The organism is Niveispirillum sp. FG148 (genome assembly GCF_057809655.1).
The window spans coordinates 1-13,487 of sequence record NZ_JBMDKJ010000048.1 but is presented as its reverse complement, the minus strand read 5'-3'; the positions used below and the strand labels follow the sequence as shown (position 1 = coordinate 13,487).

Here is a 13,487-nt window from a genome sequence, read left to right as displayed (position 1 = left end):
GGCAAGGGAACATGGTGCTGTCAAAAGCCGGTGAGAAAGCCGAGGGCGGGGAGGCTTCCCGCGATGGTGAGCGGCGGATTCCGGCCACCGAGCGTGTCCTCGACCACATCCTGGCTGAAATGGATGCCGGGCGTCTGGTGCCCGGCGGACGGGTGAATGCTGCGCGGATCGCCGCTGCCCTACAGCTGAGTGCCGCGCCGGTGCGCGAGGCGCTGAGCGTTCTTTCCGGGCGCGGGGTGCTGGAGCTGCTACCCGATCGGGGCGCCATCATCCGGCCGATGACGCCGGAAGAGGTCTGCGACCTGTGGCGGGTGCTGGAGTCCATCAGCAGCGTCGGGGTCAGTCTGGCTGCCAGGGCCATCGCGGAGGGTGCCGATCCGGCACCGCTGATCGAACGGTTCAATCTGATCCGCGAGGGGGCGGGGAACGTGCCGCCGATCGAGCTACTGCTGCGGCTCAATGCCTGGCACTTCGCGGCCAACGAAATCGGCGGCAATCCCTATGTCAGCATGGCGCTGGAACGGCTGGGCACCCCTTATTGGGACCGCTACTTGGCCGACCTGATCGACGTGCAGAGCAATATCGACGGGTATGTCGGCAACTACCGGCGCATGCATGAGGCGGTGCTGGCGGGCGACGGTGCCGCAGCGGCGGTGATTATGCGCTTCCACGCGGAATGGTCGATCGGGCTGGTTCGGGACGCCGAGGCCAAGATGGTCAAGGGCCGCCGCAAGCGCCGGTCCTCCAGTGGTGCGTGACGGGTTTCGCACACATCCCGGGTCAGGCTGGCCCTGACCCGGGATGTGTGGACTTCAGCCCAGATGCTTCAGGATGGTCAGCGACGGGTGGCCCTTGAGCATCGGCATATGGCTGTCCAGTCCTTCGCGGCTGCCGCTCATGTGTTCGCGGAAGGCCGCTTCGCTCTCCCATTCCTGCAAGCTATAGAACCGGCCAGGCTCGCCGAAATGTTCGAAGATCTGCGCGCTGAGAATGCCCGGCTTGTGCGAAGTCTGGATCGTGTGGACGAAGGTCTGACGAATCTTGTCCTCCATGCCGGGCACGGCCTGGATTTCGATCAGGACGAAGATGCGGTCGCCGCCCTCGCCCTTTCCCTGGGATTGCGCCATCGCCGCCGCAGGTGCGATGGCTGCCAGGGCGGTTCCTGACGTGGCGAGAAATGTCCGTCGATCCATAGCCTTGAATCCTCCTGCGATGTGTGGTTTTCGAGATGATGCGCTCATCCGACCGATTCCGGCGGCAGCGGGTTGCGCTATATATTCGGTATTAGGCGCGATATAAGCAGCGATGTTCGGCTTATATGCCAATATCTTCGTATATCATGACCCGGGCGTCAACCCTGCTTCGGCCCAGCATGAGACTGAACTGCAGAATCTTCGATGATTCATCTGGTTTTATCCCGGAATCTCGCTATCATCTACCATTATATCCGCTGATATGAATGGGAGGGTGTGGTGAGGTTTGCAGGAAAGATCGCATTGGTAACGGGTGGGTCGCAGGGTATCGGTGCGCGCATCGGCGAGCGCTTGGCGGCGGAAGGGGCCGGCGTGGCGCTGGTGGCCAGCAGCGACCGCGCCAAGGCACAGCAGGTAGCCGATCGCATCATTGCGGCGGGCGGCCGGGCGGCAGGCCACGCGGCGGACGTCCGCAACGCGGCTGAGATCGCGGCGGTGATCGACCACATCATCGAGGCCGAAGGTCGCCTTGATATCCTGGTCAATTGTGCGGGCGTATTCTTCCCCACGCCCATCGGCGAGGCGGCGGAAGCCGATGTGGCCCGCATCATCGATATCAACCTGAAGGGGCCGTTCAATGCCATCAATGCTGCTGCCCCTCACATGAAGGCGCAAGGGTATGGCAAGATCGTGAACATTGCGTCGGTGGCGGCCCTGCTAGGCGTGACCGGCTACTCGCTCTATTGCGCGACGAAGGCGGGCGTGTCGATGATGACGCGGGCATTGGCGCTGGAACTGGCGCCGGCTGGCATCAACATCAACGCCATCGCGCCGGGGAACACCGCCACGCCGATCAACCAGAACATCCGTACCGACCCGTCGTTCAAGCCGATGCTGGATGCCATGACCGCGCGCACACCCAGCGGCAATGTCTATTCCGATCCCGACGACATCGCCAGCTTGGCCCTTTATCTGCTCAGCGACGAGGCGCGGGCGATGCACGGATCGACCGTCCTCATCGATGAAGGGTTTTCGGCGGGGATGTGACCCGGCGACAATGCCAGCGGCCATTACAGGTGGCCGCTGGCACTCGACGGTGAATGAACACGGCAATGCCAGGGAGAAAGACAGATATGGCAGTGGAAGAGAACAAGCACATTGCCCGGCTGCTGATGGACGACCTGTTCTGCGAGACGGCCTACGGGTTCTACGAACCCGACTACCAGTTCGGGCACATGGTCGATTACCAAGTGGCGCCCATTCGTGGACAGATGGCGCCGGGCGAGGAGAAGACCGACCGCCGGACGGGCATGTCGTTCCTGGAGCAGAACCGGCTGACCGGCGAGGCGCTGAAGGCCGTCTATCCCGACGGCAACACGCGGGCGCTGAAAAGCATCACTGCCGAAGGTGACCGCGTGGTCTGCGAGTACCTGACGCATGGGGGTCGCAACATCTTTCGGCGGGACACCGAGCATAATTTCCATAGCGTCAAGATCTTCGATTTCAGGAATGGCAAGGTCATCGCGGTCCGCGAATATACCGACACGGCCTATCTGGTTTCCTTCGGGTCGCAGATCGCGGAATTCACCAAGGCGTTCCTTAACGGCCGCGCCGGCAACGATGCCGCGGCCAATTTCGCCTGGGGGGCGAGTTGGCTGTTCCGCACGCCGGCCATGGACCTGGGACAGCCCAGCTCCTTCGCGGCCACGGACGAGACCGCAGCGAACAAGGCACTGGTGTCAGGCATGATCGATGGGTGGGGCACACCCCACATGCTCGACGCCCTGTCCGACAACGTGATGGTGTCGAACGAGGTCGATCTGGTGAACACCCCGATCCTGGGGCGGTCGCTGCATGGAAGGGAAGAGGTGGCGACGGCGTGCTTGCGGGAGGCGGATATCTTCCCTGGCGGGTTGAAGCGCGAGGTCACCAGCATTACGGCGGAGGAAAACCGCGTGGTCATCGAGGAAACGCTGAGCGGCACCTCGATCATCAGGCCCGACATTCTGTTCAGCACGCGCGTCCTGAAGATATTCTTCCTGAGGGCGGGCAAGGTGTTCCGCATCCGGCAATATCTGGACAGCGCCTATTGGCAGAACTATTCGCCCGACATGGTCGCCCATATTTTCGGTGCGGAACCGGTGCTGTAAACGGAATCGGGGGACCAAGCGAGGCCCTGGCTGCCACGATGCAGCCAGGGCCTGCCGCCGTGGACTACGACGCCAGATACATGTTCTCCCGGAAATGGCGGGCATTGCGGTGGTAGTGGGCGCTGCCCTCGCGCAGGCCCGCGATCTCCTCCTCATTCAGGTCCCGCAGGTATTTCGCCGGCCGGCCGGACCAGAGCTGGCCCGACAGGATTGTCTTTCCCCCGGTCAGCATGGCACCGGCCGCCAGCATGCCGTCGCTTTCGATCACCGCGCCCGACATTACGATGGCCCCCATGCCGACGAAGCCGCGGTCCTGGATGGTGCATCCATGGATGAGCGCCATGTGGCCGACCAGGACATCGGACCCGATGCTGGTCGGTTGTCCGGGATCGGCATGGATCACGGACCCGTCCTGGATGTTGCTGCGCGCGCCGATGCGGATCGGTGCCACATCCCCGCGTATCGCGCAGTTGAACCAGATGCTGGCCTCGGCACCGATTTCGACATCGCCGACGATATGGGTGCCGGGGGCGATGAAGACGTCGTTCGCCAGCAGGGGGCGGTGCGGGCCGAGCCGGAAGAGACGCCCGCGCGTGGACTTGCCGTACATCATGCCTCCCACTCGATATTGCCATCGACGGAAATGATCTGTCCGGTCACATGCCGTGCCGCCGGCGAGCCGAGGAACACGGCCATGTCGCCGATCTCGTCGGGTTGGACCTTGGTCCGCATGGAGATATAGTCCAGGAAGACGGCTTCCACCTCCTGGAGCGTCTTGCCTTCCGCCTGCCCCTTCGCCGTCAGAATGCCGCGCATGCGCGCGCTGTCCACGAAGCCCGGGCGGATGGCGTTGACCCGGATGCCGGCCGGCCCCAGTTCCCGGGCGGCGGCCCGCGTCAACCCCTCCAGCGCCCATTTCGAGGCGATGTAGTCGGCCCGGCCGCGCGGTAGCGTCGTCACCGAGCCTGTGGAGATATTGACGATGGCGCCGGCTCCCCGTTGCCGCATGAAGGGGGTGACGGCCTTGATCAGATAGAAGGCCCCATGGACGTTCACGTCGAACGACCGTTTCCAGGCCTCGGCTTCCGTCTCCTCTATCGCAGCCTGTGCGCCGGCGATGCCCGCATTGTTGACGACCGTGTCGATGCCACCGAACAATTGCTCGACCTCCGCGAAGAAGGCCATCACCTGGCTTTCGTCGGCAACATCGACCACGCGCCCGACAAGATCGGGACATTCCGCGATGGCCCCATCGATTGCAGTCTGGCTGATATCGCAGATCGCAACACGCGCACCGGCGGCACGGAAACGCCGCACCGTCGCCAGGCCGATGCCGGAAGCACCGGCCGTCACCACTACCCTGTTCATCTGCATCCCACATTCTCCCTTGTCCTGCGACGCCGCCCGGCTTTCGCTTTCACAGCATGCATCCGTTCTTGACATCCATCATGAATCATCGAAGATTTATGCATGTCAATCGCATAAGATCGATTAAAATCGGAGAATATACGAATATGATTGCCTCTCCTCCTTCGGCCGGGGCGGCCGACGGGCATGTGCATCATGCGGAAGCGCCGAACCGGCCGCCGTTGAAGCTGCATGTGCCCGTACCGCGCGCTCGGCCGGGCGACCGACCGGATTTCAGCAACCTGTCGCTGCCCGGCGCCGGCGAAACCCGCCGACCGGATGTCCTGGCCGGGGAGGCGGAGATACGGGACATGCCGTTCGGGCTGGTGCGCGTCCTGGATGATGCGGGTCGGGCCGTCGGGTCCTGGGACCCCCGCCTTGATCCGGAAACCCTGCGCCGGGGCCTGCGGGTCATGCTGCTGACCCGACAGTTCGATGAGCGCATGTTCCAGGCGCATCGCCAGGGCAAGACCTCGTTTTTCATGAAATCGACGGGGGAGGAGGCGCTGGGGGCGGCACCGTCCATGGCGCTGGGCCGGGACGACATGTGCTTTCCCACGTACCGCATCCTCAGCTACTTGATGGCGCGGGAATATCCGCTGATCGACCTGGTCAACCAGATATTCTCCAATGCCGCCGATCCGCTGAAGGGGCGGCAACTCCCCATCCTTTATTCGGCAAGGGCCTACGGCTTCTATTCACTATCTGGCAATGTCGGCAGCCGTTTCGGCCATGCCGTGGGCTGGGCGATGGCGTCGGCCTATAAGGGGGACGACAGGATTGCCATCTCCTACATTGGCGAGGGCACCACGGCGGAGGGCGATTTCCATGAAGCGCTGACCTTTGCCGCCGTCTATCACGCCCCCGTCATCCTCTGTGTCACCAACAATCAATGGGCGATCTCCACCTTCCAGGGGATTGCTGGCGGCGAGGAGACGACATTCGCCGCCCGCGCCCTGGGCTATGGCCTGCCGGGCCTGCGGGTCGACGGCAATGATTTCCTGGCCGTCTATGCGGCGACGCAATGGGCGGCGGAGCGGGCGCGCGGCAACCACGGCGCCACGCTGATCGAGTTCGTGACCTATCGCGCCGCCGGCCATTCCACCAGCGATGACCCGACCAAGTACCGGCCGCCCGACGAGGCGGCCCATTGGCCACTGGGCGATCCGATCACCCGACTGAAGGAACATCTGATCGGCCTTGGCGAATGGTCCGATGCCCGGCACGCGGTCCTGGAGACGGAATTGAAGGAGGTGGTGCGTGCCGCCGCCAAGGCCGGCGAGGCGGTGGGCACGCTGGGTGTCAACCCGCCCAGCAAGCGGGAAATGTTCGAAGGTGTCTACAAGGCGCCCGACTGGCGGCTCATCGAGCAGCGGCAGGAACTGGGGGTCTGACCATGGCTGTGATGAACATGATCCAGGCGATCAACTCCGCCCTCGACACCATGCTGGCCCGCGATCCGGACGTGCTGATCTTCGGCGAGGATGTGGGCTATTTCGGCGGCGTGTTCCGCGCCACCGACGGGCTGATGGCCAAGCACGGCCTGACCCGCTGCTTCGATGCACCCATATCTGAGGGCGGCATCGTCGCCACGGCCATCGGCATGGGCGCTTACGGCCTACGGCCCGTCGTGGAAATCCAGTTCGCCGACTACATCTTGCCGGCCTATGATCAGCTTGTGTCGGAGGCGGCGCGGCTGCGATACCGGTCCGGCGGGGAATTCTGGTCACCCATCACCGTGCGCTCCCCCTATGGCGGTGGCATCTTCGGCGGGCAGACCCACAGTTCCAGCCCCGAAGCGATCTTCGCCCATGTTTCCGGCCTGAAGACCGTCATCCCCTCCACGCCCCACGATGCCAAGGGATTGCTGATCGCCGCCATCGAGGACGATGATCCGGTGATCTTCCTGGAACCCAAGCGCATCTATAACGGCCCGTTCGACGGACGTCACGACCAGCCGGTCCAGCCCTGGTCGAAGCATCCCGCCAGCGAGGTGCCGGAGGGCCACTACACCATCCCGCTGGGCAAGGCGGCGACGATCCGCGCCGGTTCGGACGTTACCGTGCTGGCATACGGCACCATGGTGCATGTGGCGCTATCCGCCATCACGGAGAGCGGCATCGACGCTGAATTGATCGACCTGCGCAGCATCGTACCGCTCGACATCGACAGCATCGTCGCATCGGTGCGCAAGACTGGTCGGCTGGTCATCGTGCACGAGGCATCGCGTTATGCCGGTTTTGGGGCCGAACTGTCGGCCCTGGTGCAGGAACGGTGCTTCTACCACCTGCAAGCACCCATCCAGCGTGTGGCCGGGTGGGACACGCCCTATCCGCATGCTTTCGAATGGGACTACTTCCCTGGGCCGGCCCGGGTGATCGCTGCCATGCGGCGCGTACTGGAGGCCTGATCATGGGACAATTTCTTTTCCGCCTTCCCGACATTGGAGAGGGTGTAGCCGAAGCCGAGATCGTTGCCTGGCATGTGCGGGTCGGAGATTGTGTCGACGAAGATCAGATGCTGGTCGACATGATGACTGACAAGGCCACGGTGGAGATGACCTCGCCAGTGGCGGGGCGCGTTTTGGTCGTGCATGGCGGACTTGGCCAACGCGTGCCAGTGGGATCGGTACTGGTCGAGTTGGATGTCGATGGCGATGTGGATGCCGCACGACCCATCATTGCGTCGGAGTCGGCCCGACCGGTACGGGTACCGGAACCTGCACCGGTGCCGCCGCCCCAGGTTTCGGGAAATCCGGAACCGGTTGCTGCCAACCGTCCTGCTGGTGCCGCGCTGCTGGCTGCACCGTCCACGCGCCGGCGGGCCCATGAGTTGGGCATCCCCCTGCAGTTCGTACCGGGAACAGGGCCTGCCGGGCGCATCACGCCCCAGGACCTTGATACTTATATCCGTCAAGGTGGTGCTAGCCCGACACCGGCATCGGCCGGGCTCATCGGTGTGACGGAGGTCAGTATCATCGGCCTGCGTCGCCGGATCGCCGAGAAGATGCAGGAAGCGAAGCAGCGCATCCCACATTTCGGGTATGTCGAGGAATTCGACCTCACCGAATTGGAGGGGCTACGCCAGGAATTAAACGAAGCGCGCCGGGCCGACCAGCCCCGGCTGACCCTGCTGCCCTTCTTCATGCAGGCCCTGGTGAGGTTGCTGCCCGACTTCGCGCAGATCAACGCCCGATATGATGACGAGGCTGGCATCCTGCGTGTCCATGAGGGTGTGCATGTCGGCATCGCCACCCAGACCCCGGGCGGGCTGATGGTGCCCGTGGTCCGCCATGTCGAAGCGCTGGGTCTGTGGGATTGCGCCCGCGAGCTGGCACGCATCACCGCCGCCGCCCGCGACGGCAGCGCCAAGCGGGAGGAACTGACAGGCTCCACCATCACCCTGACCAGCCTGGGTGTCCTGGGCGGCATCTCGGCCACCCCGGTGATCAACCATCCGGAGGTGGCGATCATCGGTCCCAACAAGCTGGTCGAGCGGCCGGTGGTCCGGGCGGGTCGTGTCGCCGTCCGGAGCATGATGAATGTCTCCTCGTCCTTCGACCATCGCATCGTTGATGGCTATGACGCCGCTCGGTTCATCCAGGGCCTGAAGCGCCTGATCGAACGGCCGGCCCTTCTGTTCATGGATCGCACATGACCGACATTCTCACGACCAGGGTGCTGGTCATCGGCGGCGGACCGGGCGGCTATGTCGCGGCCGTCCGCTGCGGGCAGCTGGGCCTCGACACGGTGCTGGTGGAAGCAGACAGGCTGGGCGGCACATGTCTGATCCGGGGCTGCATTCCCTCAAAGGCGCTCATCCATGCCGCCGGACAATACGCGGCCATGGCCAGCGCGGCACAAAGCGCGCGTTTCGGCATCCGCCTAGCTGCGCCGCCGCAACTCGACTTTACCGAAACCGTGCGCTGGAAGGATGGCATTGTCGATCAGTTGAATGGCGGTGTGGCCGGGCTGTTGAGGCGCAGCAAGGTCAAGGTCGTGCAGGGATGGGGGCGGTTCTCCGACGCCAAGACCTGCCATGTGGCCACCACCGCAGGTAACCTCATCATCAAGACCGAGCATGTCATTCTCGCCACGGGATCGGTGCCCGTGGAATTGCCATCCTTGCCGTTCGGCGGCCCTGTCATCTCATCCACCGAGGTGCTGTCCCTGCCGGAGCTGCCCCGCCAGCTCGTCATCGTCGGGGCCGGCTATATCGGGCTCGAACTCGGCATCGCGCTACGCAAACTGGGCGTGGAGGTGAACATCGTGGAGGCGCAGGACCGCATCCTGCCGATCTATGACGACAGGCTGGTGGAACCGGTCCGTCGCTGGTTGGCTGCACATGGGGTCGTGCTGCACCTGGGAGCCCGTGCGCTTGGTGTTTCCAAAGACGGAAGCGGGCTGGATATCGAGACGGCGATGGGGGAAGCCCTGTCGTTGGCTGCCGACAGGATATTGGTGACGGTGGGCCGCCGGCCCGCGCTGGAGGGCTGGGGCCTGGAAGAGATGGCCGTGGCGCTGGAGGGCCGTTTTATCCGTGTCGACGATCGCTGCGCCACCTCGACGCGGAACGTCTGGGCCATCGGTGATCTCGTGGGGGAGCCGATGCTGGCGCACAAGGCGTCGGCACAGGGGGAAATGGTGGCGGAAATCATTGCTGGAAAGCGCCGCCATTTCGATCCCGCCGCCATTCCCGCCATCTGCTTTACGGAACCCGAAATTGTCAGCGTGGGCCTAGGGCCGGAAGAGGCTTCAACCAAGGCGGATGTCATCATCTCGACCTTCCCTTTCCAGGCCAATGGCCGGACCTTGTCGGTGGATGCCGGACAGTATGGCGGGTTCGTTCGCGTCGTCGCCCGAAAGGACGATCACCGCATCCTCGGCATCCAGGCGGTTGGGCAGTACGTCTCGGAACTTGCGGCGGGTTTCGGGCTGGCTGTTGAGATGGGCGCGGTGCTGGAGGACATAGCCGGCACCATCCACGCCCATCCCACCTTGGGTGAAGCTTTCCATGAAGCCGCCCTGAAGGGGCTGGGCCATGCGATCCATATCTGAACCGCCCAGTATGCGCCTGTAGCTGAGGCGTGGGTGATGGACTGCTGGACCGGGCGCCGTGGCTGAAGGTGGAGGTCGGTTCGCGTGGCAAAGAGGCCGAGGAGGGCGGGGGGCTTCATGGCGGGAGCGAGGCTTTCACCACCCGTCATGGAGAAAACCCCATGGCTGCCACCGCTGCCAACGGTACGGGGGAACTGGGCAGGTCGCTCCGGCTATCTACGCCTGCATACCCAGAGGCTGATACGGGGCGGATATCGGGATCTGCTATCCGGGCGGAGGTGAGTGGTCGGAGGGGACGAGACAGAGGCCGGCTCGGGACGGGTGAGCCGATCCCTGAGGCGGAAAGAAGGCCAGCCGGTCGGTTTTGAAACCGTCATCCTGATCTGAAGGAGGCTTTGCCATGAAACTGTTCAAGATCGCGTTGCCGGTGCTGATCCTGATCGGGATTGGCGCGGGCGCCCTCATGCTATGGCCCAAGGGCCGTACCGAGCAGGAGGGAGCGGCGACGGTCCTTGACGCAGGCGTTCTGGAGATCGCCGGTACCCGGCACCGTCTGGCCGGCATCGTGCCGCCATTGCTCGACCAGCACTGTGTCGACCGTAAAGGCACGACCTGGCCCTGCGGGCAGGAGGCCGTCCAGGGCTTGCGGGAACTGGTGACCGGCACGCCTGTATTTTGTCGGCCTCATCCCGGCAGCGCCGACCTGTCCGACTGCTTCGTCGGCGGCACGTCCCTGTCGGAGCGCATGGTCCGTGGCGGCTGGGCATTGGCCTGCCGTTTCGGCCGGGAGGACCTCAGCAATTGGGAGAACAATGCCCGGTTCCTGGCCTCGGGCCTGTGGCGGGGCGGGTTCGTTCCACCGACACCGACCGACAAGTGTGCGGGGTGAAAGGGTGGAGAGTCAGAGGTGGGACGGATTTCCGGGTGACGGGCCACAGCCGGAGGAGAGGCTTCCGGCGCCCGTCCTGGAGATGATGTGCCATGACCCAAGTAGAAATCCTCGACGCTGCCCCCGACCGGAGGGGCGGCTACAAGGTGGACGTGACCCGTGGACAGCGGATCGGCCGCGTGTCCTCGGAATGGTTCTCGCGGCCCGATGATCAACGTTTCCTGTCCCTGTCGGATCTCTACGCTTCCGTCCGGTCGCGGACCGAGCGCAGCCGGACCCGGACCCTGCCCAGCGCCGACATCCGCGTGGAGGCGAGGAGTGACAATCCCGAGAAACTGTCCCTGCTGCTGCCGGGCAGCGACCAGCCCGTGGCGCCCACGCATTGGAGCTTTGGTCAGCTTTCCAGCCTGGTGGGCGCGCCGGCCGCCTATCTGCGGCAGCTTCCGGCGGCACTGGCCGGGATCAATCTGCAGTACGGTCTGACCTCGCACCGGGGCGAGCAGGTCAAGACGCTGGAAATCGAAGACGGCCGCACCGAACTGCGCGCCGTCACCGGCCCCGATTATGGCCGCATCTTCGATCATGAACTGGTCGAGGCGGTACAGCGCATCGCCGGCAACGGCACGGGGGATACGCGTTGGAAGGTGCCGGGCGTGCTGGACTGGTCGACGGGCGTCTATAATCCGCGCGTGGACGTTACGCGGGACACGACGACACTGTACGCCTCCGACAGGGACGTCTTTCTGTTCCTTGTTGACGATCTGAACCCCATCGAGGCGGGAAGGCTGCCGGACGGTTCGCCGGATCTTTATTTCCGCGGCTTCTATTGCTGGAACAGCGAGGTGGGCGCCAAGACCCTCGGCATGGCCAGCTTCTATCTGCGGGCTGTGTGTCAGAATCGGAATATCTGGGGCGCCGAGGATTTCCAGGAGATTGCCATACGGCATTCCAAATATGCCCCGTCCCGCTTTGCCCATGAGGCAGCACCGGCCCTGACACGTTTCGCCGACTCCTCGCCTATGCCCTTCATCAACGGCATCAAGGCGGCGCGGGAGCAGATCGTCGCCCGCGATGATGACGACCGGTCGGAATTCCTGCGCAAGCGCGGCTTCTCCAAGGCGGAGACGGGCAAGATCATCGAGACGGTACTGGCCGAGGAGGGCCGCAAGCCGGCGAGCATCTTCGATTTCGTGCAGGGCATTACGGCCGTGGCCCGCGACAAACCCCACCAGGATGCCAGATTGGAGATGGAGGGGCGGGCCAGGAAGCTGCTGGACCGGGTGGCCTGACCGGTGGCCGGAGAGCGGCTCCGGGCGTCTCGAGGCAGAGGAGGGCAGGGGGCTTGGCGACGGGCTGCCAGGTGGGAGAGAGGCTTCCACCGGCCCGTCGTGGAGAAACACCATGGCTGCCACCACCGCCAAGATCGTCCTGAGCCGGTCCCAGGACATTCCCTTCAACAAGCTGGTCCTGTCCCAGGCCAATGTCCGCAAGGTCAAGGCTGGTGTGTCCATCGCCGACCTGGCGGAGGACATTGCCAACCGCACCCTGCTGCATTGCCTGCCTGTCCGCCCGCGGCTGGATGCCGAGGGCAAGGAGACGGGGATCTACGAGGTGACGCCGGGCGGGCGCCGCTACCGGGCGCTGGAACTGCTGGTCAAGCAGAAGCGCCTCTCCCGCACCGCGCCTATTCCCTGCGTCATCCGTACCGGGGGGCTGGGTGAGGAGGACAGCCTGGCCGAGAACCTGCAACGGGTGGCGCTGCACCCGCTGGACCAGTTCCGTACCTTCCAGACCCTGCGCGACAAGGGCCTCAGCGAGGAGGACATCGCCGCCCGGTTCTTCATCACACCCGCCGTGGTCAAGCAGCGGCTCCGCCTAGCCTCGGTGTCGCCGAAGCTGCTGGATCTCTATGCCGAGGACGGCATGACGCTGGAAATGGTGATGGCCTTCAGCGTCAGCAACAACCATGAACACCAGGAACAGGTATGGGCTTCCTTGACCCAGCCCTGGCAGCGCGAACCCTATCACATCCGCCGGGCGCTGACGGCCGGTAGCATCCCGGCCCATGACAAACGGGCGCAGTTCGTGGGGCTGGATGCCTATGTCGCTGCCGGTGGGCCGGTGATGCGCGACCTGTTCACGCCCGACGATGGCGGCTGGCTGGGCGATGTGCCGCTGCTGGAACGGTTGGCGGCTTCGAGGCTGGCCAGGGCCGCCGAGGCGGTGATGGAGGAGGGTTGGAAATGGATGGAGGTCGATACCGACTTCCTCTACGGCCATGCCGCCGGCCAGCGCCGCCTGCGGGGCGAGGTGGTCGCCCGCACGGAGCAGGAGGAGGCCCGCTACGCCGAGCTACAGGATGAATATGACCGGCTGGCCCAGGAGCATGACGATGATGGCGAGATTTCCGAGGAGGTGGATCAGCTGCTGACGGCCATTTCCCGCGAGATCGCCGTGCTGGAACAGCGGCCCGTGCGCTACGATCCGGAAGAGATCGAGCGGGCCGGCTGCTATGTCAGCATTGGGTCGGACGGGCTGCTGCGGGTTGAACGCGGTTATGTCCGGCCGGAGGATGAACTGCGCGTCGAAGAACCGGCGCCACCGCAAGCTTCTCCCGCCGAGGAAGGCAGCGATGCGGAGGGGGCCCGCGTCCCGGCCGCCGCCCATGTGGCCCATACCGGCGGCTCCGTCAGCCAGGAGCCTGAACCGGAAGACGAGGGGTTGAAGCCGCTGCCGGAACGGCTGGTGATGGAACTGACGGCCTATCGGACCCTGGCCCTGCGCGATGCCC

The 13,487-nt window shown here is 64.6% G+C and carries 13 protein-coding genes; 10 read left to right on the top strand and 3 right to left on the bottom strand.

Going from position 1 to position 13,487, the window contains the following annotated elements; translation table 11 throughout:
- Window positions 1-11: 11 nt before the first annotated feature.
- Window positions 12-758, top strand: coding sequence for a GntR family transcriptional regulator (locus tag ACODTW_RS27120; RefSeq protein ID WP_488949293.1), 747 nt, complete (start codon window positions 12-14; stop codon window positions 756-758).
- Between the two features lie 54 nt (window positions 759-812).
- On the opposite strand, the gene ACODTW_RS27115 is transcribed toward ACODTW_RS27120, so the two are convergent.
- Complete coding sequence (locus tag ACODTW_RS27115; protein ID WP_488949292.1) at window positions 813-1,241, bottom strand: putative quinol monooxygenase; 429 nt, start codon at window positions 1,239-1,241, stop codon at window positions 813-815.
- A gap of 231 nt (window positions 1,242-1,472) precedes the next feature.
- Between ACODTW_RS27115 and ACODTW_RS27110 the strand changes: the two genes are divergently transcribed.
- A complete protein-coding gene (locus tag ACODTW_RS27110; RefSeq protein ID WP_488949291.1) occupies window positions 1,473-2,240 on the top strand; it encodes an SDR family NAD(P)-dependent oxidoreductase in 768 nt (255 codons plus the stop codon).
- A gap of 86 nt (window positions 2,241-2,326) precedes the next feature.
- Window positions 2,327-3,343: a hypothetical protein gene (locus tag ACODTW_RS27105; RefSeq protein ID WP_488949290.1), complete on the top strand. Its 1,017-nt coding sequence runs from the start codon at window positions 2,327-2,329 to the stop codon at window positions 3,341-3,343.
- A 64-nt stretch (window positions 3,344-3,407) separates the two neighbouring features.
- On the opposite strand, the gene ACODTW_RS27100 is transcribed toward ACODTW_RS27105, so the two are convergent.
- Both ACODTW_RS27100 and ACODTW_RS27095 read right to left on the bottom strand, forming a co-directional pair.
- Entirely contained in the window at window positions 3,408-3,956 is a 549-nt protein-coding gene (locus tag ACODTW_RS27100; RefSeq protein WP_488949289.1) for a gamma carbonic anhydrase family protein, read from the bottom strand.
- Entirely contained in the window at window positions 3,953-4,717 is a 765-nt protein-coding gene (locus tag ACODTW_RS27095; RefSeq protein WP_488949288.1) for an SDR family oxidoreductase, read from the bottom strand. Before ACODTW_RS27095 ends, ACODTW_RS27100 begins: the two co-directional genes overlap by 4 nt.
- A 140-nt stretch (window positions 4,718-4,857) precedes the next feature.
- Between ACODTW_RS27095 and ACODTW_RS27090 the strand changes: the two genes are divergently transcribed.
- The 7 genes from ACODTW_RS27090 to ACODTW_RS27060 all read left to right on the top strand — a co-directional run.
- Window positions 4,858-6,144, top strand: coding sequence for a thiamine pyrophosphate-dependent enzyme (locus ACODTW_RS27090; protein WP_488949287.1), 1,287 nt, complete (start codon window positions 4,858-4,860; stop codon window positions 6,142-6,144).
- A 2-nt stretch (window positions 6,145-6,146) separates the two neighbouring features.
- Window positions 6,147-7,160 carry an alpha-ketoacid dehydrogenase subunit beta gene (locus tag ACODTW_RS27085; protein ID WP_488949286.1) on the top strand — a complete coding sequence of 338 codons (1,014 nt, stop codon included), beginning with the start codon at window positions 6,147-6,149 and terminating at the stop codon, window positions 7,158-7,160.
- A gap of 2 nt (window positions 7,161-7,162) precedes the next feature.
- Complete coding sequence (locus tag ACODTW_RS27080; protein WP_488949285.1) at window positions 7,163-8,407, top strand: dihydrolipoamide acetyltransferase family protein; 1,245 nt, start codon at window positions 7,163-7,165, stop codon at window positions 8,405-8,407.
- Entirely contained in the window at window positions 8,404-9,807 is a 1,404-nt protein-coding gene (lpdA, locus tag ACODTW_RS27075) for a dihydrolipoyl dehydrogenase (RefSeq protein WP_488949284.1), read from the top strand. The genes ACODTW_RS27080 and lpdA overlap by 4 nt, the downstream gene beginning before the upstream one ends.
- A 400-nt stretch (window positions 9,808-10,207) precedes the next feature.
- Window positions 10,208-10,696 carry a thermonuclease family protein gene (locus ACODTW_RS27070; protein WP_488949283.1) on the top strand — a complete coding sequence of 163 codons (489 nt, stop codon included), beginning with the start codon at window positions 10,208-10,210 and terminating at the stop codon, window positions 10,694-10,696.
- Window positions 10,697-10,788: 92 nt separating this feature from the next.
- Window positions 10,789-11,985, top strand: a complete 1,197-nt coding sequence (locus ACODTW_RS27065; protein WP_488949282.1) for a DUF932 domain-containing protein — start codon at window positions 10,789-10,791, stop codon at window positions 11,983-11,985.
- 112 nt (window positions 11,986-12,097) lie between these two features.
- A partial coding sequence (locus ACODTW_RS27060) for a ParB/RepB/Spo0J family partition protein (RefSeq protein WP_488949281.1) occupies window positions 12,098-13,487 on the top strand: 1,390 nt, incomplete at its 3' end.